This window comes from Chitinophaga sp. CC14 (assembly GCF_048957795.1).
In the GTDB taxonomy this organism is placed as follows: domain Bacteria; phylum Bacteroidota; class Bacteroidia; order Chitinophagales; family Chitinophagaceae; genus Chitinophaga; species Chitinophaga ginsengisegetis.
On sequence record NZ_JARBFY010000001.1, the window covers coordinates 1,673,799 to 1,700,705 of the forward strand.

Genomic DNA, 26,907 nt, shown 5'->3' on the forward strand with positions numbered 1-26,907 from the left:
AATTGTAAATCGTAAATTTCAAATTGTTAATGTCTTTAACAAACGAACGCATACAGCAACGCCTGACGGAGAAGTTTGGAGATGTGCTAACCGGCTTTGAAGAGCCGTTTGGGCTGCTAACCCTCACCGCACAGAAAGATTATAACCTGAAAGTAATGCAATTCCTGTTTGATGATGAGGAATTGCGTTTTCGTTTTTTAACGGATATCACTGCGGTGCATTATCCCGACAGGAAAAACGAAGAACTGGCAGTAGTATATCACCTGCATAACCTGCAGGACAACATCAGGCTCCGTCTGAAAGTATTCACACCCGTAGCCAAACCGGACGTGTTTACAGCTACCCAGCTGTACGCATCCGCCAACTGGATGGAACGTGAAACTTACGACTTCTACGGGATTAACTTTGTAGGACATCCTAACCTGATCCGTGTGCTGAATGTGGATGAAATGACCTATTTCCCCATGAGAAAGGAATTTCCGCTGGAAGACTCCATGCGTATCGATAAAGATGATGAGATGTTTGGAAGGGGAGGAAATCTTTAATACAACGAGGTTATGTTAGATCAGAAACAACATATTAAACTGCCGGAAGGCTCTATAGAAAAAGATACGACCACGCTCAACCTGGGTCCTACCCACCCGGCTACACATGGCGTATTTCAGAACATTCTGGAAATCGATGGCGAACGCATTGTGAGCGCTGTTTCTACCGTAGGGTACATCCACCGCGCGTTTGAGAAGATCGCAGAACGCCGTCCCTATTACCAGATTACGCCGCTGACAGACCGTTTGAACTACTGCTCTGCCCCTATTAACAATATGGGCTGGTTACTGACCGTAGAGAAACTCCTGGGCATTGAAACGCCTAAAAGAGTGGATTACCTGCGTGTAATAATCATGGAGCTGGCACGTATTGCAGATCACCTGATCTGTAGCTCTGTAATGGGAGTAGATACCGGCGCATTAACCGGTTTCGTATACGTGATGACCTACCGTGAACTGATATACGAAATATATGAAGAAATCTGTGGTTCCCGGTTGACCACCAACATTGGTCGTATCGGTGGCTTTGAAAGAAATTTCACGCCCGCAGCTTTCGCAAAAATAGAACGCTTCCTGAACGAATATCCTGCTGTACTGAAAGAATTTGAAACCCTGCTTACCCGTAACCGTATCTTCATGGAACGTACACAGGGCGTAGGTGCTATCACTGCAGAAAGGGCGCTCAGCTACGGTTTCACCGGTCCTAACCTGCGTGCAGCGGGTGTGGATTACGATGTACGCGTGGCTAACCCTTACAGCTCTTACCAGGATTTCGACTTCTCCATACCGGTAGGTACTACCGGCGACAGCTACGACCGTTTCCAGGTACGTAATGCCGAAATGTGGGAAAGTCTCAGCATCATCCGCCAGGCAATGGATAAAGTGAAAAGCCTGCCGGCAGATGTATTCCACGCAGATGTACCTGCTTATTACCTGCCTGAAAAACAGGATGTTTATACAAAAATGGAAGCGCTCATCTATCACTTTAAAATTGTGATGGGAGAAGCAGACATGCTTCCGGGTGAGGTGTACAACGCAGTAGAAGGCGCCAATGGCGAACTTGGTTTTTACCTGATCAGCGATGGTGGCCGTAGTCCTTACAGGCTGCACTTCCGTCGTCCATGCTTCATTTACTACCAGGCGTATGCCGAACTGGTGCAGGGTTCCATGCTGAGCGATGCGATCGTTTGTATGAGTAGCCTGAACCTGATTGCGGGTGAACTGGATGCGTAGTAGTGCGCTATTGAATATTTCGAAGATTAAAGCTGAATAAAATAATGGCTGTGGTTCAATTTTCTGAAGAGAAACTGAATAAAGTAAAAGAAATCATTGCACGCTACCCGGAAGGGAAGCAGAAAAGTGCGTTGATACCGGTGTTGCACCTGGCTCAGGAAGCATTTGGTGGATGGCTGAGTGCAGAAACAATGGACTACGTTGCAACTTTACTGCAACTGCAATCAATTGAAGTGTATGAGGTAGCTACTTTCTATAGCATGTTTAACCTGAAACCGGTAGGCACCTATTTATTTGAGGTGTGTCAAACAGGTCCGTGCATGGTAAGTGGTTCTGATCAGATCATTGATTACATTAAAAATAAGCTGGGTATCGGCGTAGGTGAAACTACCGCCGACGGGCTGTTTACCCTTAAAACGGTAGAGTGCCTCGGCGCCTGCGGTTATGCTCCCATGATGCAGTTGGGTAAACATTACCGGGAACACCTTACTCCGGCCAAAGTAGATGAAATCATTGCAGAATGCAGATCTAAAGCAAACGCCAACTGATGCATCCAAAAAATAACCTGATCATGCGTTTTAAGGAAATGTATCAGCGCCACAAATTACAGGTAGTGGAAGCAATACTGCTGATGGCGTTACTCACCGCATTATGGCGGATCGATAACTGGCTTGTTTCCGTTATCTGTGGCGTAAGCGCGGGACTCCTGTTTTACAGGCTGGCAGAACGCATTTCGCAACACGGCATACGTAAGGCATAAAAGATATACACAAATCTGATAATGGCGCCGGGAATACCGGTAACATTACACCATAAGGAAGACAATGGGACGCAAATTACTGTTAGATAAAGCACATATTGAAGGCATCCGGTACTATGACACCTACCGGAGCAACGGCGGTTATGCGGCAGCTGAAAAAGCGCTGAAAACCCTGGGGCCGGACGGCGTACTGGACGAAGTGAAGAAGAGTGGCCTGAGAGGCCGTGGCGGTGCGGGTTTCCCTACCGGCCTGAAATGGAGTTTCATCGCCAAACCGGAAGGCGTTCCGCGCTACCTGGTTTGTAATGCCGATGAGTCGGAACCAGGTACGTTCAAAGACCGCTACCTCATGGAATTCATCCCCCACCTCCTCATTGAAGGATTACTGATCTCCAGCTTTGCTCTCGGCGCTAACAGTTGCTACATCTACATCCGTGGTGAATACGCCTGGATTCCGGATATCCTGGAACAGGCTATCGCAGAAGCAAAAAACAAAGGCTGGCTGGGTAAAAATATCCAGGGCACCGGCTTCGATCTCGAAATATATGTACAACGCGGAGCAGGCGCCTATATCTGCGGTGAAGAAACTGCCCTGATAGAATCCCTGGAAGGCAAACGCGGTAATCCACGCATCAAACCACCATTCCCGGCGGTAAAAGGATTATGGCAATCGCCTACCGTAGTAAATAACGTGGAAACACTCGCTGCAGTAGTGCCTATTATCAACATCGGCGGCGACGAATATATTAAATACGGCACCGGCAAATCTACCGGCACCAAACTCATCTCCGCCTGCGGTAATATCAACAAACCCGGCGTTTATGAAATCGAAATGAATATCTCCGTAGAAGAATTCATCTACTCAGATGAATACTGCGGTGGTATCAAAAATAACAAACGCCTGAAAGCCTGTATCCCCGGCGGTTCTTCCGTTCCGGTGTTACCGGCCAACCTGCTACTGAAAACAGCAAAAGGCGAAACCCGTATGATGACCTATGAAAGCCTGGCTGATGGCGGTTTTGCAACAGGCTCCATGCTGGGTTCCGGCGGATTTATTGTAATGGACGAAGACCAGTGTATTGTGCGCAATACCCTTACCTTCGCACGCTTTTACCACCACGAAAGCTGCGGTCAGTGCAGCCCTTGCCGCGAAGGCACCGGCTGGATGAAGAAAGTACTGCAGAACATCGAGTATGGTAAAGGCAAAATGAGCGACATCGATTTACTGTGGGATATTCAACGCAAAATTGAAGGGAACACGATCTGCCCGCTCGGCGATGCAGCAGCATGGCCGGTAGCAGCAGCGATCCGTCACTTCCGCGATGAATTTGAATGGCATGTGGCAAATCCACAGGAATCACAGACCCGTAACTTCGGGTTGGCTCATTACGCAGACCCATTGCCGGCGCCAACACCAGCTGCTGTATAACGGGTATGCATATACTGAAATAAGGAATCAATATATAAATAAACGTTGCTCCCCGCGAGCACAAAAGATATTAAGATGGCGGAGGAAATAAAATTATTTAAGGTTAAAATCGATAACATCTCTGTAGAGGTGGAACCCGGTACAACCATACTGAATGCGGCCCGGAAGATAGGAGGAGAAGTAGTGCCGCCGGCCATGTGTTACTATTCCAAACTGCAGGGCAGCGGTGGTAAATGCCGTACCTGCCTGGTAAAAGTATCAAAAGGTTCCGATGCCGATCCGCGCCCGATGCCTAAACTGGTGGCCAGCTGCCGTACTACTGTAATGGATGGTATGGAAGTAGCCAACATCACTTCCCCGGAAGTACTGGACGCACGTAAAGGTGTAGTGGAATTCCTGTTGCTCAATCACCCGCTGGATTGCCCGGTATGTGATCAGGCCGGGGAATGCCACCTGCAGGATCTGAGCTACGAACACGGCGCCGACAGCACCCGTTACGAATTCAAACGCAGAACCTTTGATAAAGTGGATCTCGGCGATCATATCAAACTGCACATGACGCGCTGCATCCTTTGCTACCGCTGCGTGTACACGGCCGATCAGCTCACCGAAAAACGCGAACATGGCATCCTGGGCCGTGGCGATGCTTCTGAAATCAGCACCTACATCTCCCAGTCGCTCGATAATGACTTCATCGGTAACGTTATCGACGTTTGCCCGGTAGGCGCCTTAACCGATCAAACTTTCCGGTTCAAAAACCGTGTATGGTTCCTGAAACCGGTAGATGCACACCGCGATTGCGAAAATCCAAAATGCTGCGGTAAAACCGTACTGTGGATGCGCGGTGATGAAGTATTCCGCGTAACCGCCCGTAAAGATAAATACGGCGAAGTGGAAGCCTTTATCTGCGATACCTGCCGCTTTGATAAAAAGGAAGCAAAAGACTGGATCATTGAAGGTCCACGCAAAATAGAACGTAACAGCGTTATTTCCCAGGGTCATTACGTGAATACCGTAAAACCTAAAGATCCGCTGGTAGATGTATTGGACGGAAGACAACCCAAACTGTTGTTTGACATCCACTCTGAAAGCAAGGTAAACAGACCGGATATTGATCTGTCGAAGATCAACGGCCCTGCTCACTCTGATGATTTTAAGAAGTAACAATCGTAATTACGTGTAAGTATGACCTTATTAAGCATAGATTGGTTTTTTATAATTGAAAAAGTACTCCTGATATCAGGGGTGCTGGTACTTTCATTGGTAGTGGCCATGTATTCTACCTGGGGTGAAAGAAAGGTGGCAGCCTGGATCCAGGACCGTTTAGGTCCAAACCGCGCCGGTTTCATGGGATTGTTGCAACCGCTGGCAGATGGTGGTAAACTCTTCTTCAAAGAAGAAATTATTCCTACCAATGCCAACCGCTTTCTCTTCGTGCTGGGCCCTTCCATCGCCATGTTGGTGGCCTGTATGACCAGTGCCGTTATCCCCTGGGGCGATACCCTGGTAATTGCCGGACGTCCTGTTTCCCTGCAGATCGCAGATGTAAACATCGGGATCCTCTTCATCTTCGGGGTAGTGAGTATGGGTGTATACGGTATTATGATCGGCGGCTGGGCTTCCAATAACAAATACTCTTTGCTGGCGTCTGTACGTGCCGCTTCGCAGATCATCTCCTACGAACTGCCAATGGGACTGGCCCTGATCGCATTACTGATGCTCACCGGCTCCCTGAGCTTAAAGGATATCGTGGAACAACAGCGTCATGGTTTATGGAACGTGGTGTATCAGCCACTAGGCTTTTTCATCTTCCTGGTATGCGCTTTTGCAGAATGTAACCGCGCTCCCTTCGATTTACCGGAAGCAGAAAATGAATTGAATGGTGGTTATCATCTGGAGTATTCTTCCATGAAACTGGGTTTCTTCCTGTTTGCGGAATATATCAACATGTTTATCAGCTCGGCTCTCATTGCTACCATGTACTTCGGCGGATATGCCTTCCCGTATATGGATAAGCTGGGACTGGACCCGAACATGGTTACTATCCTCGGATTTGTGGCCCTGTTCCTGAAAACACTGTTTTTCATTTTCTTCTTTATGTGGGTGCGCTGGACCGTTCCGAGATTCCGTTACGATCAGCTGATGCGCCTGGGCTGGAAGATCATGATTCCGCTGGCACTGGTAAATATGCTGATCACCGGGGCATTGGTATTAGCTCGTCAACATTAATTATTATCTGATTAAATACACACAGAACGTGTGGATTAAATAAAGCATTCATTATGCAAGCATTAACTAACAGGGCAAAAGCAGTAGACCGCCGGCCGATGACACTCGCCGAGAAGATGTACATCCCTGCTATTGCCAAAGGCATGGGGATCACTTTCAAGCATCTTTTTCAGAAGAAAGCTACGGTTAGTTTTCCTGAAAAAACACGTGATTTCAGTCCCGTATTCCGTGGATTACATGTACTGAATAGGGATGAAGAGGGCCGTGAAAGATGTACTGCCTGCGGATTGTGCGCAGTTGCCTGTCCTGCTGAAGCCATTACAATGGAAGCAGCGGAAAGAAAAGAGGGAGAAGAAAACCTGTACAGGGAAGAAAAGTATGCAGCGAAATATGAGATCAATATGCTCCGTTGCATTTTCTGTGGTTTCTGTGAAGAAGCTTGTCCGAAAGATGCAGTGTATATGTCTGAAACATTTGCTCCTGCAAACTATCAGCGTAAAGGCTTCATCTACGGAAAAGATGACCTGCTGATTCCTCATCCGAAAGAAGGCAAATAATATTATTCACAGCGCACATTTAGCTAAAAATACAATAGTCAAACATAGCAGAGATGGGAATGAGTATACAACAAATAATTTTCATGGTGCTGTCGGTCGTGGCGCTGGTATCAGCGTTGGGCGTGGTATTGAGTAAAAATCCTGTGACGAGCGTGTTGTGCCTGATCGTAACATTCTTTACCATAGCAGGGCACTATATTATGATGAATGCCCAGTTCCTGGCAGTAGTGCATATCATTGTATATGCCGGCGCTATCATGGTATTGTTCCTGTACGTGCTGATGCTCATGAATCTGAATGCTGATCTGGAACCGCAGAAACGCAACTGGCTGAAATATGCCGGCGCTATCAGCGGGGGCGCTTTACTGGTGGTACTGGTAGCCGCATTGCGCGATGCCAGCATGCCGGCATTAAGTACCAATCCTACTGATATCGGGTTAATCAAAAACCTCGGTATGGTTCTGTTCAAACAATATGTGGTGCCGTTTGAAGTGAGCAGTATCCTGTTCCTCAGTGCAATGATCGGCGCCGTGGTAATTGGTAAAAAAGAATAGCAATACGGATTGCTCATCGTGATTCGTAATTTCTAACCCGTAATTTATTTTATGCCTGTTCAATATTACATATTCCTGAGTATCGCCTTGTTTTGCATAGGTGTGATGGGTGTACTGATGCGCAGAAATGCGATTATTATTTTTATGTGCATAGAGCTGATGCTGAATGCAGTAAACCTGTTAATGGTGTCATTTTCCAAAATGTGGGCAGATGCAGGCAGGGTAGATGCCGGTTCTGCACAACTCTTTGTATTCTTTATTATGGTGGTAGCGGCTGCGGAAGTAGCAGTAGGACTGGCTATAATTACTATGGTCTACAGAAATACACACTCAGTAGATATTAACATTCTTAACAGGCTGAAAAATTAATAATTCTGCTTTCTTAATTATTAAATTTTTCGACGTCGTAAATAGAATTGATAAATGATTAATCTAGTTTGGCTGGTACCATTTTTACCATTATTGGGTTTCCTGGTGAATGGATTGGGACGCAGATTTTTATCCAAGTCCCTGGTAGGATTTGTTGGAAGTGGCGCAGTACTGGCGTCCTTTGTGATTAGCTTATTAATATTCCTGGAAGTTAAAGCCCCGGGATTTTCTGCTCAGACAGTACGCCTGTTTGATTTTATATCTGTAGGCTCCCTGCAGATTCCTTTCGCTTTCCAGGTAGATCAGTTAAGTGCCTTGTTCCTGCTGGTGATCACCGGCGTAGGTACCCTGATCCATATCTACTCTACTTCTTACATGCACGACGAGAGCGATGAGAGCTTCGCAAGATATTTCGCTTATCTCAACCTCTTCGTGTTTTCGATGTTGATACTGGTGCTGGGCGCCAACTACGTGATGATGTTCATTGGCTGGGAAGGTGTTGGTCTTTGTTCTTATCTCCTCATCGGTTTCTGGTTTAAAAATACCAGCTATAACAATGCTGCCAAAAAAGCATTCGTGATGAACCGCATCGGTGACCTCGGTTTCCTGATCGCGATCTTCTTCATGATCCTGCAGTTTGGTACGGTTACTTTCCCGGAAGTGTTTGCCAAAGCAGCGCCGCTGGGAATGAACAATGGCGTGATTACCGCTATTGCCATGCTGATGTTTGTAGGTGCAATGGGTAAATCTGCACAGATTCCTTTATACACCTGGTTGCCGGATGCGATGGCGGGTCCTACTCCGGTGTCTGCCCTGATCCACGCGGCAACGATGGTTACCGCCGGTATCTATATGATTGCACGCAGCAACGTGATCTATACACTGGCGCCGCACGTCCAAACAGTGATCGCTATCATTGGACTGGCTACTGCCCTGTTTGCAGCTTCTATTGCTTTAAAACAAAACGATATTAAAAAAGTACTGGCTTATTCCACAGTGAGCCAGTTAGGTTATATGTTCCTCGCCCTGGGTGTAGGCGCTTACGGAGCTGCCGTGTTTCACGTAATGACGCATGCCTTCTTCAAAGCCCTCCTGTTCCTCGGTTCCGGTTCCGTAATCCATGCAATGGGTGGCGAACAGGATATCAGGAAGATGGGTGGCCTCAAAAAATTCATGCCTACTACTGCATGGACATTCCTGGTAGGATGCCTGGCGATTGCGGGTATTCCCGGTTTCTCCGGCTTCTTCTCCAAAGATGAAATCCTCGCGCAGGCATTTGCCAACAACCCGGTATTATATGTACTGGGCCTGATTGGTGCGCTGATGACCGCCTTCTACATGTTCCGTTTATACTACATCACTTTCACCGGTAAATTCCGTGGCACACACGAACAGGAACATCACCTGCATGAAAGTCCTTCTGCGATCACTATTCCATTGGTTATCCTGGCAGTGCTTTCCGTGATTGGCGGTTACGTTGGTTTACCGGAAGTATTTGGAACGAAGAATATGCTGGCCGAATACCTGGCGCCGGTGTTTGCACCGTCTGCACCTTTTGCAGTGGAACATCACCTGTCGCATAGTACAGAATGGCTGCTGATGGGTGTGAGCAGTGTGCTGGTGATTGTATTTATCCTGCTGGCGCGTCAGAAATTTACGAAGTTTGAAGATGCGGGTACAGAAAGTACTGGTTTGACAAAAGTGCTCGAAAACAAATGGTATATAGATGAACTGTATGATACTATTATCGTAAAACCATTGTATGAATTGTCCCGTTTCTTCCGTGATACGGTAGAAAAGGCGGGTATCGACAAGCTGGTGAACGGTGTGGGCCGTGGTGTACAATGGGGAGGTCAGCAGATCCGCCTGGTACAAAACGGACAGGTAGGTTTCTACATCTTTGCAATGGTCATCGGTATGATCGTATTATTTGTGATCGGATTCTTATTATAAACCAATAGCAGAAGTTACAAGCGCAGATAAATTATGTTGACAGTTTTATTAATATTGATTCCTTTCATAGCGGGCCTTATTGCATTTGGTCTGAAGGGGTCCGGGCCAAAAGTGCTGGGCATGATCTCATCGCTGGCAACAGTGGTGTTAGCAATTGGATCGTGGTGCCGCTTTCGTACTGCTCCTGACAGTCTGAACTTTGTTGCCAACTGGATTCCGCAGCTGGGAAGTCAATTCCGTGTTGGATTAGATGGAATGGGTGTGATGCTTTGCTTACTTACAGCGATTGCTTCCCTGCTTGTTTTCATTACTATTTATAACCGCAACTACGAAAAGGCAAATGCCTTTTATGGTCTGATGTTATTATCGCAGGCTGGCTTAACCGGTGTATTCACCGCTTTCGACGCCCTGCAGTTTTACATATTCTGGGAACTGGCCCTGATACCTGTTTACTTCCTCTGCTCTTTATGGGGTGGTGAAAAACGGATCGCCGTTACCTTTAAATTCTTTGTGTACACGTTCCTGGGTTCGTTGTTAATGTTGGTGGGTATTATCTATATCTACTTTCAAACACCGGATCATTCCTTCAGCTGGGCTTCCTTTACAAGTGCCGCATTGAACCCGGATGATCAGAAATGGCTGTTCTGGCTGTTCTTTGTGGCTTTCGCCATCAAGATGCCGGTATTTCCGTTTCACACCTGGCAGCCCGATACTTATGAGCAGTCGCCTACCCCTGTTACCATGATCCTTTCCGGGGTAATGGTGAAAATGGGTTTATTTGGCGTGATCCGCTGGCTGTTGCCGGTAGTGCCACAGGGCGCAGCTATGTGGTCTGATGTGGCCATTGTATTGTGCATCATCGGTATTATCTATGCTTCCTGCATTGCGATGGTACAGAATGATCTGAAACGGCTGATTGCTTACTCTTCCATTGCCCACATCGGTTTGATGTGCGCCGCTATTTTCGCTAACAATGAACAAAGCCTACAGGGGGTAATGGTACAGATGTTTAACCACGGTATCAATATCATTGGTTTGTGGATCATCGTGGAAGTAATTCAAAACCGTTTAGGGATCAAAAACCTGGACCAGATGGGTGGCATGGCGCAGAAGGCGCCACGCATGGCTATTTTCCTCGTTATTATCAGTTTGGCTAACATCGGTTTACCACTAACTAATGGTTTCATTGGTGAGTTCCTGATGTTCAGCGGATTGTTCCAATATAATCACTGGTTTATGGCATTTGCCGGATTAGGTATCATCCTTTCTGCTGTATATACCCTGGGTATGATTCAGAAGGTGATATTTGGCGAGGGAAATGAATTAACCGAAACTACTACAGATCTGCGGCCGGGTGAAACACTGGCTTTAAGCCTGGTGGTGATCATGATCATAGTGTTGGGCGTTTATCCCAAACCTATGCTGGATCTGGTGAGCGGCACATCTGATGTGGTAAGTAAATTATTCTGATCTTCAGCCAAAAGCTGAATACCGGAATGGAAAAATTTGTAACGGGGTTTTGTAACGCAAAAATATGAATGCACTAATTTCTACTGCTTTATCGGGCGTTGTACTGATGTTTGTTGGTTTATTTGTACGCAATAAGCAGCATATTAAATTTTTTGCCATCGCGGCCATCCTCATAGCATTTATTGCTAATCTGGCGCAATATCCGTCTGTAGAGCAAGGCGGGTATATCATGTATGGCATGATTGAAGTGACCAAATTTGGTGTGTTGTTCAATGCCGTAGCATTGGGCGCCACCTTGTTATATTTCCTGTTATCAGGCAGTGAGTTTGAAAAGGTGGGAGAACATGTAGCAGATTATTTCGCCCTGATATTCTTTATCCTGGCGGGTATTTCGCTGGCTACTTCTTTCAGCAACCTGCTGATGTTATTCCTGGCTATTGAAATCATGTCTATTCCCCAGTATATTCTTGCGGGAGCAGATAAGAAAAGCCTGAAAAGTAATGAAGCGTCCCTGAAGTATTTCCTGATGGGGTCTTTCTCTACCGGTATCCTGCTCATGGGTATTACCCTGATCTATGGTGCTGCCGGCACTTTTGACATCTCAGCGTTAGGACTGGGCGCAGAAAGCGTACATCCGTTGGCGTTATGCGGTATCATCCTGATGGTATTTGCCTTGTCTTTTAAAGTATCGGCGGTACCGTTCCACTTCTGGACACCGGACGTATACGATGGTTCACCCACTGTATTCACTTCTTTTATGTCCACAGTGGTGAAAGCGGGCGGCTTTGTGGCTTTCCTGCGGATGTTCCACACCAGCTTTGCCGGTGGCAGCATCAGCGGACACTGGACACTGATCCTTTCTATTATTACAGCAGCTACCCTGATACTTGGTAACTTCAGCGCGGTTTTCCAGCAAAGTGTAAAACGGATGCTGGCTTACTCCAGTATTGCGCAGGCGGGCTTCATGCTGTTTGCTGTAGTGGCGATGAATAACATGGGCACACAGGGAATTATCCTGTATTCCGCCGCTTACAGCATTGCCACCATCGGGGTGTTTGCAGTACTGATGAAGCTGAAAGACTATACTTTTGAAGGATTCAACGGCCTGGCCCGCAAGGAGCCTTTGCTGGCCGCTGCGGTAGCCGTGTTCCTGTTCTCACTGGCCGGTATTCCTATTACGGCCGGTTTCTTTGCAAAATACTTTGTTTTATCTGCGGCTATCGAACATGGTCATATTTTGTGGCTGGTAATCATAGCGGTATTGTGTGCTGCCATCAGCGTATACTATTACTTCCGCGTAATCATTGCCATGTATTTCAAACAGGGCGAACCGGAAGTTGAACCTGTTTCAGGTGGTTTTAAAGCTGCCCTGATCCTGGCTGTTGCGTTGGTACTGGTATTGGGCCTGTTCCCGAACCTCTTGTTATGCTGGATGTAAAAGCTGTTAGCTTATAAAATACAGGGAGAAGACCGAAGCGATTTACATGATCCGCTTCGGTCTTCTCCTTTATACTGATCGCCGTTCATCCCAAATTGAATGGATTAAATAGCTATATTACATTAACTTTATAGGTAACCCGTCATTATGCAATCAAGAGATATTTTTTCCCTGGCATACCGTTCTGTAACCAGCAACAAGTTGCGCACAGGTCTTACTGTGTCTATCATTGCCCTGGGTATTACGGTACTGGTAGGTATTCTTACGGCGATCGACAGTATGAAGAGCAGTATCTACAGCAGCTTCGCAAGTATGGGTGCCAACAGTTTCTCTATCCGTAACCGGGGGATGCAGGTGCATATCGGCGATGATGGAAATAAAGCTTCCAAGGGGAACAAGAATGTAAAGAAGGTAAAAAAATCCAACAGCAATAAAATTATCCGCTACCAGGAAGCAGTGGCCTTCCGTGACCGTTATCATTTTCCGGCTGTTGTGAGCGTGTCTTTCCAGGCCACCGGTATTGCCACGGTATACAAAGATGATAAGAAAACGAATCCCAATGTACAGGTGATTGGGGGAGATGAACACTACCTGCAGATTTCCAATTATGAGATTTCACAGGGAAGGGATTTTAACCAGCTGGATGTACAGTCCGGCAGAAATGTGGCTATTCTTGGTATTGATGTGGCGGAGAAACTATTTGGTAAGCAGCTCAAAAATATAGTGAACAGCACAATCCGGGTGGGAGATATCCGGTACCGGGTAGTAGGGGTGCTGGCGTCAAAAGGCAGCAGTAAAATGATGAGCGCTGATAATGTGGTGATCACCACGGTGAATAATACCCGCAGGGTGTTTAACCGGCCCAATGCCAGTTACCAGATAGCGGTAGCCGTAAAAGATATTAAACAGATGGATGCCGCACAGGGAGAGGCCACAGGGCTGTTCCGTGTTATACGCGGACTGAATATCAATGAAGAAGATAATTTTGAGATCAGCAAGAGTGATAGTATTGCAGAAATGCTTTTTTCCAGTTTGGGTAAAGTAAACCTCTTTGCTATTGTTATTGCCTTTATTACGCTCTTTGGTTCTGCTATTGGACTGATGAATATTATGCTGGTATCTGTAGCGGAACGGACCCGCGAAATAGGCGTTACCAAAGCATTGGGAGCGACCAGTCATGTAGTGCGTACCCAATTCCTCTATGAATCCATTATTATCAGTGTAATGGGTGGATTGATAGGAGTAATTATGGGAATGCTCCTGGGAAACATTGTTTCCGTGTTACTGAAGTCTTCCTTCATTGTACCGTGGATCTGGATCATCATCGGGGTAACTATCTGTGCTGCAGTAGGGCTCGTTTCTGGTTTATATCCTGCCTATAAGGCTTCTAAATTAGATCCTATCATAGCCTTGAGATACGAATAATATTTTATTATCTTGTTGTTTTCCATGTTCATGTAAAACAACAGCTGTATGCCCTTATTAATTGTTATTGCGGCCATCCTTTTGCTGGTAATGCTGGTCACCTGGTGGCGTTTAAATACTTTCCTCTCTTTCCTTATTGTGTCTTTGCTGATGGGACTGGCGTTGCATATGAACGTAACAGACATTACGCAGTCTATTCAAACCGGTATTGGTAAAACGTTAGGGTCCCTGATTGTGGTGATTGTTTTCGGCAGTATGCTTGGAAAGCTGGTGGCGGAAAGCGGAGCCGGGCAAAAAATTGCCGGAGGTTTAATGAACCTGTTCGGGCCAAAGTATGTACAGTGGTCGCTGATGCTCACGGGCTTTATAGTGGGTATTCCCTTGTTTTATAATATCGGCTTTGTACTGATGGTACCCTTGATTTTTACGGTGGCGGCGCGTACAAAATTGCCGGTAGTATATCTCGGTATTCCTATGTTGGCGTCTTTATCTGTAACGCATGGATATCTGCCGCCGCATCCTTCTCCAACTGCATTGGTACAGCAGTTTCATGCCAATATGGGGCTTACGTTGTTGTACGGCATTATGGTAGCTATTCCGGCTATTGTGCTGGCTGGACCGGTATTTTCGCGTTTCCTGAAACATTACACCAATCCTCCGGGGAAAATGTTTGTGGCGCCGCCGATTCCGGAGGAGCAGTTGCCGGGTATGTTTGTGAGTCTCTTCGCAGCGTTGTTACCTGTATTTTTACTGGCGGTGACGGCTTTGGTGAAGTTATGGGTGCCTGAAGATACTTTCCTTTTCAGGCTGGCCACCTGGCTGGGAGAACCACTGATAGTAATGTTGCTGGCCGTATTAAACGGCATGTATTTATTAGGATTGAAACGGGGGATGCCCGCAAAAAAAGTGATGGTGGTAATGGACGATGCAGTGCGCGATGTAGCTGTTATTATCCTGGTAATAGGAGGTTCCGGTGCGCTTACACAATTACTGCACGACAGCAAGGTTAGCAGTTATATTGCTACTACGCTTCAGAATATGCACCTGCATCCGTTAATACTGGCGTGGGGTATTGCGGCTATCATCCGGGTGTGTATAGGATCTGCCACGGTTGCCGGACTTACCACCGCAGGGATTGTGGCGCCAATGATTGCTGCTTCCGGTGTAAATGCCAACCTGATGGTACTGGCCACCGGCGCGGGTAGCCTGATGTTTTCCCATGTAAATGATGCCGGTTTCTGGATGTTCAAGGAATACTTTAACTTGTCTGTAAAAGACACGATTAAAACCTGGTCGGTGATGGAAACTATTGTGTCTGTGACAGGGTTGATCGGATGTTTGATCTTAAGTTTGTTTGTATAATATTGATTTAAAAAAGTATCCGCATGGAATGGTATCAGCTTACAAATGCAGCGCAGATTGATTCTCCGGCGATTGTTATTTATAAAGACAGGATAATAGATAACATCTCATTGCTAAAAACAATGATCAGTGACATACAACGGTTACGCCCACACGTAAAAACGAGTAAGATCGCTGAAGTAATACAGCTGGTCATGGAGGCGGGAATAACACGTTTTAAATTTGCCACCATCGCAGAAGGAGAGATGTTGGGAATGGTGAATGCAGCAGATGCTTTGATGGCTTATCAGCCGGTAGGACCGAAGATTGTGCGTTTGCTGGAGTTGGTACAGAAGTACCCGCACACAGCTTTTTCGTGTGTTACTGACAATGCTGAGGCCGCACTGGCTATCAGTGATATTTTCGCTGCGCAGGGCCGCCGCCTGCCGGTATATGTGGATCTTAATGTAGGAATGAACCGCACCGGTATTAAGCCGGGGCTTGAAGCACTGGTGTTGTATCAATATCTCAATACGCTACCGGGAGTGGTTCCGGTGGGATTACACGCATACGATGGACACCTCCATGATACGGATATGGCTATACGAAAAGAACGTTGTGATACAGCATACGCTCCTGTTGCCGCACTGGCGGCAGCCATAACAAATAGTGGTCTTCCGCAGCCGGAAATTGTTGCAGGCGGCACTCCCACTTTCCCGGTGCATGCTGCACGGGAAGGCATTTCCTGTAGTCCGGGTACTTTCATATTCTGGGATGCGGGGTATGCTGCCAATCTGCCGGAGCAGCCGTTTCAATGGGCAGCGCTGGTGATCAGCCGTGTGATTTCTGTTATTGATGAACAACATATTTGTGTTGATCTCGGGCATAAATCAGTGGCAGCAGAGAATCCCCAGCCTCGGGTACAATTCCTGAATGCACCGGCGGCAGAACCGGTATCGCAGAGTGAAGAACACCTGGTATTGAAAGTGGCGGATGCTGCGCAGTATCCCGTGGGCACGGTGTTGTATGGTGTGCCAAAACATATTTGTCCTACTGTGGCGTTGTATGAAAAAGCTTATGTGGCAGAGCGTAATGCGGTAATCGCCAACTGGCGTATTATAGCGCGCGACCGGCAGATTATCATCTAAAAAAAATAAAAACAGAAAAGCTATTTAAGTGATTGAAATCATTCACTTAAATAGCTTTTCTGTTTATTGGCAGCTCAGTAATATAATTGCGATAAAACATTGGTATCGTCGAACGACTTAGGCTTTAACCCCAGGAACTCTGTGTACTGTGTGAGTGTCAGCAAGGGTTTCAGTTTGGCATGCAATCCATTTTGCATACTGTTCATTTTGGTAGTATAAGCTTTCAGATTGCTTTGTTGCAATGGCTGGATATTGACTTTTTGCCGTAAGTAATTAGTCACAATATTGAGCAGCTTAGGTTTTTGCGCTTCTGTCAGGATCAGCGATTTGTCCAGTTTGCTGACGATTGAACTGGCAGTTCCCTCTATGTTCATGGTAGGCGCCTGAAATTCCGTATTAGCTGGTGAAGGTGCGGCAAAAGCGGTATAGCAACAGGCGAGTGCCATTAATAAACCAACGGTGAACAGTTTTTTCATGAAGCGTGGATTTGACGTTCTATCTCTCACTAAATATACTAAATACTGTTATTGCATTACCATTTTTACGTAGCGTATTTGTGTATTTCCTTCCTCGTCTATTGTAATGTATTCAGATAGAATGGTTTTGTTATTAATCCAATGCACCATGCCCGGCCCCCAGTCGTCGAGACTGGCTTCTCCCACTGCTTTTATTTCATTGCCATTTACGGAAAACAGTTGAAACCCATTGGGGTCAAAAGCTGCTACCAGGTCCATCGATGCAGTGATGATATATTTTTTATCGGGTGAAATGGCCGGTGCAGACCAGGTTACCATAGAATCGCCATTCAGGATATTTACCAGCTCAAAGGCGCTGCCTTCATAATAGGTAACAAAAAACCCTTTTCTTTTAATGGAGGGATAACTGCCTGCATAGGTATAGCCGATATAATCTTCGCCGTCGTTGTTGTTATTGGCCATGATCCTTTGTTTCCCGTTTTCCAGCTGGATGGTCAGTTTATTACCTTCTCTTTTTACCAGGCTGTCTTTTGCCAGCACATCTGTTTCGCTGGAATCTGTGGGCGCAAGCGGGAATTTATCAAAATCTGCTTTTTCGATAAAGTATACAAAGAAGGTTTTATTACCCAGCTGAACAGTGTCATCGGGAGTTTTATTAATGGCGGGTGGCGTGGAATCCTTGGCAGCGGTGTGGGTGTTATCTGCTGTTTTATTCTTGCAGCTCAATATCATTATTGAGCATGCACACAGCAGGAGCCATAGCTTATTCATCATCTTTTGTCGCATTTAAGTGTACAAATGTAAGTAATTAGAACTTCGGAAGAGGCTCAGCGGGTGAGTCTTTCTCCATCTGCTTTTGTTAGTGTAAAAAAGAAAAGATACCCGGTAAGGGCGCCGCTTAAAAAGCCAGCCAGATGTGCGGCGTTATCTACACCCTGTGAAACCGCGGCAGCAATCACATTTAACGCTATAAATAAGCCGATATAAGCCAGAAACGCTTTCCTTATCTCCGTTGGGAAGAGGGGAGTAGTGAGCAGCGCCAGGAATACACCGTAAATACCAAAAATAGCACCGGAAGCGCCTACACCCACTGCGCCTTTATGATACCAGATGCTGACATAGTCGGATATTAGTCCTGTGATCGCATAGGCAAGGCCATAACGGAAACTACGCAATACCGGTTCCAGGAAAATACCTCCAATAAACAGTCCCAGCATATTTGTGAAAAGATGGCCAAGTCCTGCATGCAGGAACATGCTGCTAAACAACCGCCAGTACTGATGTTGCTCTATGGTCAGTGACCAGTAGTTGGCGCCGGCATGCAGCAGGTGGGTTCCATCTCCCCACCATATATTCATTCCTGTTAGTGCGGTGTAAACAAATACGAGTACGTTTATGCCGATCAACACCAGCGTAACCGGCATCGTCTTTAATCGGTCTGTGATTTTCATCTCCTAAAAGTTAATGAAAAATCCCCAATTAAGCGTTATTCGTATTGATATTCAAGCGCAAAATGGTTGTCGCTGCCCAGTTTGGTGAATCCTTCGCTGTGCAAATGTACCCATGCGCCCGCCGGATATCGGCCACCATTGAAGTAGTAGGCGTATTGAACTGTGGTAGAACGCTCGTATTCAAGTAAACGCTCCTGGCAGCGTGTTTTTTCTTTTTCGGTGATCTTGATAAGAAAGGGATTACGCGCATTCAGGTGTAAAAAGGCGTCTGACAGATCGCCCAGTGGAGAGGGCGCCACTGCCGGCGCCACAGCATGACAAAGCAGCAACTGATTGGCCAGGGGATGCAGGGGATTGATAGAATCCTCGCATTCGTACTTTGTAGTTCTCAAAGTAACTAACGTATCTTCTTTTTTGCCTGAGAAGCTATCTATACAAATATCTTTTCTTACAGGATGCGTTGCATCATAATTCCAGCTGATTGCCTGCGTGGAATCGGAATATTTCATGGCAGCGGGTAGCCCGTTCTTCCAGCGTACATTGGCAACGCGGAGCAGGCGCTCCTTTGCATCAAAATATTGTACAGTGGCGATGTTGCCATCTTTATCCCAGGAGGTTACTTTGGCGCGCTCTTTTATTGCTGTGATATTATTTTCCCGGTTGGATAATACCATCCCGGTAATCCGGTGGGAATGATCATAGGAGAAAGTACTGATGCTGGTGTCGTTTAATTGCAGGTGATGTACCAGTTCAGCCAGGTTGCCCTGTTGATCATACCGGAAGGTATATTGCGGTGTGCTATCGCCCTGGATGCTGATGGTGGTTAGCCTGGGGAGTCCGGGTCTGTGATTCCTGGTACTACAGGCAGAGGCGGTGATAATGATGATAAAGAAAAGGGTAATATTTTTCATACTCATGGCGGAATATTGGTATGAAAATACTAATAAGATTTGAGTTTTTCGGCGGTGGATTGGGTTAGTTGGCGAAAGCAGGAAAGGATATAGTTCTTCAGGCTGTTTTTTGAGTGAATAATGATAGAAAAATAGATATCCATATCTGCGGTATGAATGGATTCATTGTATTTTTCAATCGTATCTGTTTGCCGTTGATGATACCATAATTCAAATATTTTCATTCTGCTTTTTTCCCGGGCATCGGCACTGTCGCATACAAAAAAGAAAACTTTTTCCGGGTGGGTCGTCAGATAGTCAATGATAATATTGGAAATAGTAATCCGCACCCTTTTGTCGAAAGGTGTTTTTCTTAAGGGATTAGATATCATATCAAAACCGAGTGTATGCACATCAGCCGAAAATTCAGGATACGCATCAAAGTACAATGACTCATCCAGCATATATACACTATATACAATGCCGGAATCGGTAGTGAATAAATAATCTCCTTCTTTTAGCTGGGAAACGTTATAGGAACTTAACAAACTTAAATCCTTTAGCTTCTAATTCACTTAAGCTTTTTCCGCTCCGGATATGCTCATGAATTATCTTTTTGTCTGCTATCATTTTTTTTAAGATAGCGACAAACTTAGGATCAGGTGTTGATATGTGTTTTTCTGGTTTCATTGTGGTTACATTACAAATATAACCAAATCTACCAACAACTCAATTGCCATTCGTTAATGAAACACAAATGCAATCATATTGATGCAAAAAAAATCCCGGGCTGATTCAGCCCGGGACTTTCTTCTTTCCAAACAAGTTGGAATATTACTCAGCTACTACTTCGAATTCCAGTTCGGTTTCGTTGCCTTTACCGAAATCGAGGCGAGCTTTGTAGGTACCCAGTTCTTTAACATCATCCAGGATGTGGATACGGCGACGGTCAATTTCATAACCTTTCTGTTCTTTAATTGCACGGGCAATCTGAACACCGGTTACGCTACCGAAGATCTTACCGGAAGTACCGGTTTTAGCGCCAATTTTAACAGGAGAAGCTTTCAACACTTCTACTACTTTCGCAATTTCAGCCAGCAGTTTCTCTTCTTTCACTTTCTGCACTTTCAGGCGTTCCTGAAGCTGCTTCATGTTAGAAGGGCTTGCTTCTACCGCAAATTTCTGAGGAATCAGGAAATTCCTGGCGTAACCATTTTTTACGCTAACCAGTTCATTCTTCTGACCCAGGTTATCTACGTCTTGTATTAAGATAATTTGCATAACTTCTTACTTTAAAAGGTCAGTAACATAAGGCAATAAAGCCATTTGACGAGCTTTCTTAATAGCCTGGGCTACTTTACGCTGAAATTTCAGGGAGTTACCCGTAATACGACGTGGCAACATTTTGCCCTGGTCGTTCAAAAATTTCTTCAAAAACTCCGCGTCTTTGTAATCTACGTACTTGATGCCCAACTTCTTGAAACGGCAGTATTTCTTCTGACGTTTCTCGGTTTTTACGGCCGTTAAGTACTTGATTTCTTGTTTCGGTTTAACTGCCATAGTTTTAAGCTTCAGTGGTTTTAGATTCAGCATTTACGCCATGTCTTTTGCGACCGTTGTAAGTAACAGCGTGCTTATCCAGCGCAGTAATCATGTGACGTAATACATTTTCATCGCGATTCAGCTGGATTTTCAGCTTCTCATTGAGGTCGGATGGCGCATTGTATTCCAGAACAACATACATTCCTGTAGTCTTCTTCCGGATAGGATACGCCAGTGATCTTAATCCCCAGGGATTTTCGTGCGTGATTTCTCCGCCGTTATCTTTAATGATATCAGCGAATTTCTTTTGGGCGGCTTTGTAGTCGTCCTCAGAAAGCACAGGGGTAAAGATCACCATCAATTCGTAGTTCATAATTCCCTGTTTTAAATGGTTTAATTAAAAAATTAGGACCGCAAAGATACTGAACTATTCCTTATTTCCACGCATGAAAGCCCGATTTCCCTAAATATCTTGCCTTTTATAGAGAATAATGCGTAATTGGCTGATAACCAAATTAAAAAAGCCGCCCCGGTTACCGGGGCGGCGTCTCGTTTGCATGGTTTTTTCAAAAAAGATCACTGATTAATAAGAATCTTGGTCACCTGCACCAGCTCACCCGATTGTACTCTCAGGAAATATATGCCAGCCGGCAGCTGATCGATAGCTATTGTTCTGTAGTTCCGGCCTTTTATTAAAGCCGTTCTGCCCTGGTAACGAACACGACCCTGCACATCCATCAATTCAATATTCGCATCACCGCTGCGGGGCCAGTCCAGCCAATACTGCAACTGGTGCCCGAATATGCACCACAACAGCTTCCGCCAGAAGTCTTTATCCGTTACTAAAACCATCTTAACCGGACTGTACCTTATACTGCTGTCCAGTCCCACGGTTTTTAACCGGTAAGCTGAAAATCCAGGCCAGGGCTGCTCATCATAGGAAATATAATCAGATCCCTCCGCCTTACTGCCATGAGCTGCCACAGTATCCACGGCCTCATAGGTCCGGAGGTTCCGGGAACGTTCTATCACAAACCTGCTGCTGTTGATTTCATAAGGCGTATGCCAGCTAACCAGCACTTTACCGCCATCGGCCCGGGCATCAAAGTCTTCTACCGGCAGCGGGTTGCCTAAAATGTGCAGGTTATACCGGCTCAATACGGGGTAATGATCCGTGGTAGTGGTACCGTAACTGCTTACCAGCCCGGCCACCTGGGTTTGTATCCGTGCAGATGCCGGCAAATAAGCAACACCCACCTCGTTGGAACTAATCACATTATCGATCACCGATGAGTAACTGACCGTGGAACGCTGACCGGATAAACTTAACGGCAGGGTCAACGGCCTGTAGTTGATACTATCGCGGATGAAGTCAATATAAGAAGTGGTAGTATCGGGTAATAACTCTGTTGTAATGGTTTTAGAGAGATCATCATTAAAATCTCCCAACATTATAATATTGCTATACGGATATTGCAGGTCCAGCGTGTCTTTCAACTCTTTCAATCCATCTTTGCGCCGGTTCCAGGAAGCAATTTTTTCAGGCTTGGTACCTGTATTGGCCTTTGCATGCAGCAATATGAACCGGATCCGCGCAGAGTCATTACCCAGTTTGGCGGTAGCCTCCATTTCATAAGGGAACCTGCCGGACGACCAGTTATAATACGCATTGCTGCTGCCTCCCTGTCTTAATATGCCGTAAGTACTGATCTTGCGGATCACTGCCGTTTTGTACACAAAAGCCAGCTTCTGCGCCGATACATAATCAACATCAGTGATGCTATCTGCATAGGAGCCAAAATCAGATAACACATAGCTATAACCCGGCAACTGGCTTACCACCGCGCGGAAACGGGCAGTATCCACTACTTCTGCCAGCGCAAAAATATCTGCATCCAGTTTTTTAAGGATGGTGGTTACATTGGCCTGCTGTAAACTGTCATTGGCGGGGTTTTGAGCCGGGCTGCCAAACCATTCTATGTTCCAGTTCACCACTTTTAATGACCGCAGTGAAGTACCGCTGAGGGCAATAGAACGGCCGGAGAAACCGGGAGCGCTGAATGTAAGATTACCGCTGTAAGGCTGATCCGCCGCTGTTGGCGCAAACGTTACAAATACCTGCTGCGGACCGGTAGCCAATGCAGCCGCAGAGAAAGTTACCTCGTTACTATAATTGCTGCTGTCGCCAGATACCTTGAAACCTGCTGGAGCCTTGATTTTCAAATCTCCTGTAAAATCGTTGGCCCAGAAACCAACACGCTGTGCTTCTGATGTTTGCCCGGATTTTACATAGTCGAAATCAATGGCCGCCGGACTGCTGTTCAATGTTGGCGCCGGCGCCGCGGTGGTATCCGTCAGCCTGAAATCATCAATCGTCCAGCGCGAAGCCTGTACAGCAGGGCCGGATGTATAAACAAAAGCAATATAAACGCCTGTTTGCTTGTAAGCAGCGAGATTTATACCGGAAGATAAAGTCCACACATCACTGCCGGTTTCAGGAAAACGGCCATTCAGCGTTGTCCAGGTAGCATTGCGCGGATCACCGCTGCCGGTGTAATCGGTGGAAATACGCAGACTAAGTGCCGGTCCGGCAAAGGCAGTACGGCTGCTGAATTGCAACAGCGGGAATTGGAGGCCGGTCAGGTCAAACGCAGGAGATATCAGCCAGTCTTCATTTTCAACAGCTCCGCCGCTGTAACCATTTATCTGTACCCCATTACTGCTTTGCTGCCCGAAATTGGTACATCCCCACAGCTGCGCACCGGTTACACTGTATTGTGTAAAGCCTCCGCTTAACTGGCTGCTGCCTATCGGCGTACAGTCGTTGAAGTTATAGTTGAGTTCCTGGTTGCCGGTGGTAAAATTCCACAGTGTGGAATCTGTAATACCCGCAAAGTTATTATCCGACAGATCCTTTACTGTACCGCTGTCCAGCGTAATGAAATAATGACTGTGTGGTTGCAGGATTTGTTTCAGGGTAAGCACATTGTTATTAATAATGACAGCATTACCGGTTACAGGAAAACTATCCGTTAATCCACTATTGCTGTTATGCAACCTGATATACCCGTTGCCTGCTTTTATGTTTTCGCTGAAAATAATTTCGGGAGATGTAACAGGCGATACATCTGCGGCTGCGTTAACCGGTGTCAGGAGACTGATCACAGGCGGAGTGGTATCCCTGCCACTTCCGGATGCCGCTATATTATCAATAGCAAATCCCGGTCTGGAGCCGGCGCCGCTGATTTGGCGGTTTACCCACCGCAATTGTACTACAGCCTGGTTATTACAATCCGGCGGCAGTATCACCGACCTGTTTACCAGGTGTTGCGGTAAAGTAACACCAGAACCGGTTTGTTGAATAGTGTCGTTCTGATAAGCAGTTTCATTGATACTGGTAAAGGTACCGGTAACGCCTATACGATATTGTACTACAACTTCATTGATCCTGGTATTGGAATTACCATCGTAAGGATTCCTGATCGTCATGGCATCGTAGCTCAATTGTACATTTTGTTGTCCGCTGGTACTGATGGATAGCACCAGTGCATTGTCGGCGCTGCCGCTGTTCAGGAAGCCCAGTTTGCCGGCATAGTTATAAACACCATTGGCAGTGGACGATGCACTGCCGCCACTTATCAGTGGTTTGTCGGAAGCAGGTGCGGTTGTATTAAAGCTGCCGGAAGGAGCGCCGCTGAGCAGCCATCCCTGCCATCCTGCCGGGTATACCACAGCAGATGACGGCAGTGCGTCAAAATTTTGTTCATAAGGCAATGGCTGCGCGGCCGGATTGGTTTGTGCGCTTACACTACCACAAACAAAAGAAGCAAGAAATAATAAAGTGAGTAGAGGTCTTTCCATAGTATTATTTGAAAAATTGGGGAATCAGATTTCGGTGCAATAAATCTACTGAATAAACCGTTTCGCCGGATTTTTTAATATGATTATTTTGTTAATTTGAAGGGAATGTAATATGGCTTTATTTTATTATTCGTTTTAAATACTTCTTTCCCTGCCCTTTTTTCCGGGTTAAATACGATGGTGGATAAGCCCAGGTAGCGTATATTCACAGCCTCAATATTTATATTTTATATTTTTTTAACTTGTGTCTTGTCATCTTGTCAGCCTAAACCCTGCTGGCACACACTTTGAAAAAGTTTACCAAAAAAATCAGATAATCAATGCAAAAAGGTGCAATACGTGTTCAGACAGAGAACATATTTCCAATTATCAAGAAGTTCCTGTATTCAGATCATGAAATTTTTATCCGCGAACTGGTAAGTAATGCCGTGGATGCTACCCAGAAATTGAAAACCCTGGCCAGTGTGGGAGAGTTTAAAGGAGAACTGGGAGACATTGCTATTGATGTAAGAGTTGATAAGGAAAAGAAAACCATCACCATTGCAGATCATGGTATCGGTATGACTGCGGAAGAAGTGGATAAATATATTAACCAGGTAGCCTTTTCTGGTGCAGAAGAATTTCTGAAAAAATATAAAGGACAGGAAAATGGTACCAATATCATTGGTCATTTTGGTTTGGGCTTTTATTCTTCCTTTATGGTAAGCAGCCAGGTGGAAATCTTCTCAAAATCGTGGAAAGAAGGAGCTCCCGCTGTGCGCTGGGAATGCGACGGAAGCCCTGAGTATGAACTGGAAGAAATCAGCAAGGCAGACAGGGGAACTGAAATTGTAATGCACATCAACGAGGAAAGCGAAGAATTCCTGGAAGATGGACGTATCCGCACCATCCTCGAAAAGTTCTGTAAATTTCTGCCTGTTCCGGTAACTTTTGAAGGCACACAGATTAATAACACCAATCCTGCCTGGACAAAGAAACCAAGCGAGTTAACCACCGAAGATTACCAGAATTTCTACAAAGAATTATATCCATTTGCAGAACCTCCCTTATTCTGGATTCACCTCAATGTAGATTATCCTTTTAATCTCACCGGTATCCTTTATTTTCCGAAGATTAACAAGAGCTATGAGATGCAGAAAGACAAGATCAATCTGTATTCCAACCAGGTATATGTAACGGATGAAGTGAAGGACATTGTTCCGGAATTCCTGATGTTGCTGCATGGTGTGATCGATAGCCCGGATATTCCGCTGAATGTTAGCCGTAGCTATCTGCAGGGCGATCCTAACGTAAAAAAGATCAACGCTCACATCACCAAAAAAGTAGCGGATAAGCTGGATGAAATATTCCGCAACGACCGCGCTTCCTTCGAAGATAAATGGGATTCCATCGGACTGTTTGTGAAGTATGGTATGATGACCGACGACAAGTTCATGGAAAAAGCGAACAAATTCCTGATAATGGAAGATGTGGCAGGTGGTAAATTTTATACACAGGAAGAATACCGCACAGCTGCCGCTGCCCTGCAAACCAATAAGGAGCAGAAACTGGTGATATTATATGCCACCAACCCGGTGCAGCAGGACAGCTACGTGCAGGCCGCAAAAAATAAAGGCTTCCTGGTAGTAAAGATGGAAACAATGGTGGATGCCGCATTCATCAACAACATGGAAATCAAATGGGATAACGTTTCCTTTACCCGCGTGGATGCTGATATCGCTGATAACCTGATTGATAAAGAAGAAAATACCACAACAGTATTATCTGAAGAACAGGAAGGTACTTTGAAAGAACTCTTTGGCGCCCAGGTAACACAACCTAATATCAAAGTAGAAATGAAAGGACTCAGCGCAGAAGCGCAACCGGTAATTGTAACCCGTCCGGAGCTGATGCGTCGTATGAAAGACATGGCAGCTATGGGCGGCGGCGGAATGAACTGGTATGCGAATATGCCCGACGAAATAAATATGACCATCAACGCCAACCATCCGGTATATACTCAAATACTGAAAGAAGGAGATAACACGTTGCAACAGAAGCAGATAAAGAATCTGGCAGACCTGGCGCTGTTGTCCCAGAACCTGTTGACAGGCGCGGATCTTACGGCATTTGTGAACAGAAGTGTGGAACTGATGGGCGAAAAAAAATAATGACATTGCACAATAAATAAAATGACGGTGTTTATTCTTTTAGTCTTTTATTTGCAAAACACGGAATAGAAGAACCGAAAAGAAAA

The 26,907-nt window shown here is 45.8% G+C and carries 27 protein-coding genes; 17 read left to right on the plus strand and 10 right to left on the minus strand.

Annotated features, from left to right (window positions below; translation table 11 throughout):
- Positions 1-29 precede the first annotated feature (29 nt).
- The 16 genes from PV783_RS07030 (at position 30) to PV783_RS07105 (ending at position 16,451) form a co-directional block, all read left to right on the plus strand.
- Complete coding sequence (locus PV783_RS07030; RefSeq protein ID WP_079469430.1) at positions 30-545, plus strand: NADH-quinone oxidoreductase subunit C; 516 nt, start codon at positions 30-32, stop codon at positions 543-545.
- A 12-nt stretch (positions 546-557) separates the two neighbouring features.
- Positions 558-1,778: an NADH-quinone oxidoreductase subunit D gene (locus tag PV783_RS07035; protein WP_079469429.1), complete on the plus strand. Its 1,221-nt coding sequence runs from the start codon at positions 558-560 to the stop codon at positions 1,776-1,778.
- 44 nt (positions 1,779-1,822) lie between these two features.
- Positions 1,823-2,326 (plus strand): complex I 24 kDa subunit family protein, encoded by a 504-nt coding sequence (gene nuoE / locus PV783_RS07040; RefSeq protein WP_079469428.1) that lies wholly within the window; start codon positions 1,823-1,825, stop codon positions 2,324-2,326.
- Positions 2,327-2,349: 23 nt separating this feature from the next.
- On the plus strand, positions 2,350-2,538 hold the full coding sequence (locus tag PV783_RS07045; protein WP_420987513.1) for a hypothetical protein: 189 nt from the start codon (positions 2,350-2,352) through the stop codon (positions 2,536-2,538).
- A gap of 64 nt (positions 2,539-2,602) precedes the next feature.
- The gene (gene nuoF / locus PV783_RS07050; RefSeq protein WP_079469426.1) at positions 2,603-3,967 is read left to right on the plus strand and encodes an NADH-quinone oxidoreductase subunit NuoF; all 1,365 of its coding nucleotides are present in this window, start codon (positions 2,603-2,605) and stop codon (positions 3,965-3,967) included.
- Between the two features lie 75 nt (positions 3,968-4,042).
- On the plus strand, positions 4,043-5,131 hold the full coding sequence (locus PV783_RS07055) for a 2Fe-2S iron-sulfur cluster-binding protein (RefSeq protein WP_079469425.1): 1,089 nt from the start codon (positions 4,043-4,045) through the stop codon (positions 5,129-5,131).
- Between the two features lie 21 nt (positions 5,132-5,152).
- The gene (nuoH, locus tag PV783_RS07060) at positions 5,153-6,196 is read left to right on the plus strand and encodes an NADH-quinone oxidoreductase subunit NuoH (RefSeq protein WP_181784987.1); all 1,044 of its coding nucleotides are present in this window, start codon (positions 5,153-5,155) and stop codon (positions 6,194-6,196) included.
- 53 nt (positions 6,197-6,249) lie between these two features.
- Complete coding sequence (gene nuoI / locus PV783_RS07065) at positions 6,250-6,753, plus strand: NADH-quinone oxidoreductase subunit NuoI (RefSeq protein ID WP_079469424.1); 504 nt, start codon at positions 6,250-6,252, stop codon at positions 6,751-6,753.
- Positions 6,754-6,812: 59 nt separating this feature from the next.
- Complete coding sequence (locus PV783_RS07070) at positions 6,813-7,307, plus strand: NADH-quinone oxidoreductase subunit J (protein ID WP_079469423.1); 495 nt, start codon at positions 6,813-6,815, stop codon at positions 7,305-7,307.
- 51 nt (positions 7,308-7,358) lie between these two features.
- Complete coding sequence (nuoK, locus tag PV783_RS07075) at positions 7,359-7,676, plus strand: NADH-quinone oxidoreductase subunit NuoK (RefSeq protein ID WP_079469422.1); 318 nt, start codon at positions 7,359-7,361, stop codon at positions 7,674-7,676.
- 54 nt (positions 7,677-7,730) lie between these two features.
- The gene (nuoL, locus tag PV783_RS07080; protein WP_336387450.1) at positions 7,731-9,629 is read left to right on the plus strand and encodes an NADH-quinone oxidoreductase subunit L; all 1,899 of its coding nucleotides are present in this window, start codon (positions 7,731-7,733) and stop codon (positions 9,627-9,629) included.
- Positions 9,630-9,662: 33 nt separating this feature from the next.
- Positions 9,663-11,099 carry a complex I subunit 4 family protein gene (locus PV783_RS07085; RefSeq protein WP_079469420.1) on the plus strand — a complete coding sequence of 479 codons (1,437 nt, stop codon included), beginning with the start codon at positions 9,663-9,665 and terminating at the stop codon, positions 11,097-11,099.
- Positions 11,100-11,163: 64 nt separating this feature from the next.
- Positions 11,164-12,537 carry an NADH-quinone oxidoreductase subunit N gene (locus PV783_RS07090; protein ID WP_079469419.1) on the plus strand — a complete coding sequence of 458 codons (1,374 nt, stop codon included), beginning with the start codon at positions 11,164-11,166 and terminating at the stop codon, positions 12,535-12,537.
- Positions 12,538-12,684: 147 nt separating this feature from the next.
- The gene (locus tag PV783_RS07095; protein WP_420987514.1) at positions 12,685-13,962 is read left to right on the plus strand and encodes an ABC transporter permease; all 1,278 of its coding nucleotides are present in this window, start codon (positions 12,685-12,687) and stop codon (positions 13,960-13,962) included.
- A gap of 48 nt (positions 13,963-14,010) precedes the next feature.
- On the plus strand, positions 14,011-15,324 hold the full coding sequence (locus PV783_RS07100) for a gluconate:H+ symporter (protein WP_420987515.1): 1,314 nt from the start codon (positions 14,011-14,013) through the stop codon (positions 15,322-15,324).
- Between the two features lie 23 nt (positions 15,325-15,347).
- Positions 15,348-16,451 carry a D-TA family PLP-dependent enzyme gene (locus tag PV783_RS07105; RefSeq protein ID WP_420987516.1) on the plus strand — a complete coding sequence of 368 codons (1,104 nt, stop codon included), beginning with the start codon at positions 15,348-15,350 and terminating at the stop codon, positions 16,449-16,451.
- Between the two features lie 74 nt (positions 16,452-16,525).
- Here the strand turns inward: PV783_RS07105 and PV783_RS07110 are convergent, their stop codons facing one another.
- The 10 genes from PV783_RS07110 to PV783_RS07155 form a co-directional block, all read right to left on the minus strand.
- Positions 16,526-16,927, minus strand: a complete 402-nt coding sequence (locus PV783_RS07110) for a hypothetical protein (protein ID WP_111576746.1) — start codon at positions 16,925-16,927, stop codon at positions 16,526-16,528.
- 48 nt (positions 16,928-16,975) lie between these two features.
- A complete protein-coding gene (locus PV783_RS07115; protein WP_420987517.1) occupies positions 16,976-17,701 on the minus strand; it encodes a hypothetical protein in 726 nt (241 codons plus the stop codon).
- A 53-nt stretch (positions 17,702-17,754) separates the two neighbouring features.
- The gene (locus PV783_RS07120; protein ID WP_420987518.1) at positions 17,755-18,378 is read right to left on the minus strand and encodes a rhomboid family intramembrane serine protease; all 624 of its coding nucleotides are present in this window, start codon (positions 18,376-18,378) and stop codon (positions 17,755-17,757) included.
- A gap of 35 nt (positions 18,379-18,413) precedes the next feature.
- Positions 18,414-19,295, minus strand: a complete 882-nt coding sequence (locus PV783_RS07125) for a hypothetical protein (protein ID WP_420987519.1) — start codon at positions 19,293-19,295, stop codon at positions 18,414-18,416.
- A gap of 23 nt (positions 19,296-19,318) precedes the next feature.
- Complete coding sequence (locus PV783_RS07130; RefSeq protein WP_079469411.1) at positions 19,319-19,816, minus strand: DUF6169 family protein; 498 nt, start codon at positions 19,814-19,816, stop codon at positions 19,319-19,321.
- Complete coding sequence (locus PV783_RS07135; protein ID WP_159454271.1) at positions 19,800-19,958, minus strand: hypothetical protein; 159 nt, start codon at positions 19,956-19,958, stop codon at positions 19,800-19,802. The genes PV783_RS07130 and PV783_RS07135 overlap by 17 nt, the downstream gene beginning before the upstream one ends.
- Before the next feature lie 144 nt (positions 19,959-20,102).
- Positions 20,103-20,549: a 50S ribosomal protein L9 gene (rplI, locus tag PV783_RS07140; protein WP_079469410.1), complete on the minus strand. Its 447-nt coding sequence runs from the start codon at positions 20,547-20,549 to the stop codon at positions 20,103-20,105.
- Positions 20,550-20,555: 6 nt separating this feature from the next.
- Positions 20,556-20,828: a 30S ribosomal protein S18 gene (rpsR, locus tag PV783_RS07145; RefSeq protein WP_079470050.1), complete on the minus strand. Its 273-nt coding sequence runs from the start codon at positions 20,826-20,828 to the stop codon at positions 20,556-20,558.
- 4 nt (positions 20,829-20,832) lie between these two features.
- Positions 20,833-21,183: a 30S ribosomal protein S6 gene (rpsF, locus tag PV783_RS07150; protein WP_227024404.1), complete on the minus strand. Its 351-nt coding sequence runs from the start codon at positions 21,181-21,183 to the stop codon at positions 20,833-20,835.
- 203 nt (positions 21,184-21,386) lie between these two features.
- The gene (locus PV783_RS07155) at positions 21,387-24,671 is read right to left on the minus strand and encodes a choice-of-anchor J domain-containing protein (RefSeq protein WP_420987520.1); all 3,285 of its coding nucleotides are present in this window, start codon (positions 24,669-24,671) and stop codon (positions 21,387-21,389) included.
- Positions 24,672-24,991: 320 nt separating this feature from the next.
- Here PV783_RS07155 and htpG point away from each other — a divergent pair, with 320 nt between their 5' ends.
- Positions 24,992-26,821: a molecular chaperone HtpG gene (gene htpG / locus PV783_RS07160; protein ID WP_420987521.1), complete on the plus strand. Its 1,830-nt coding sequence runs from the start codon at positions 24,992-24,994 to the stop codon at positions 26,819-26,821.
- The last annotated feature ends 86 nt before the right edge of the window (positions 26,822-26,907 follow it).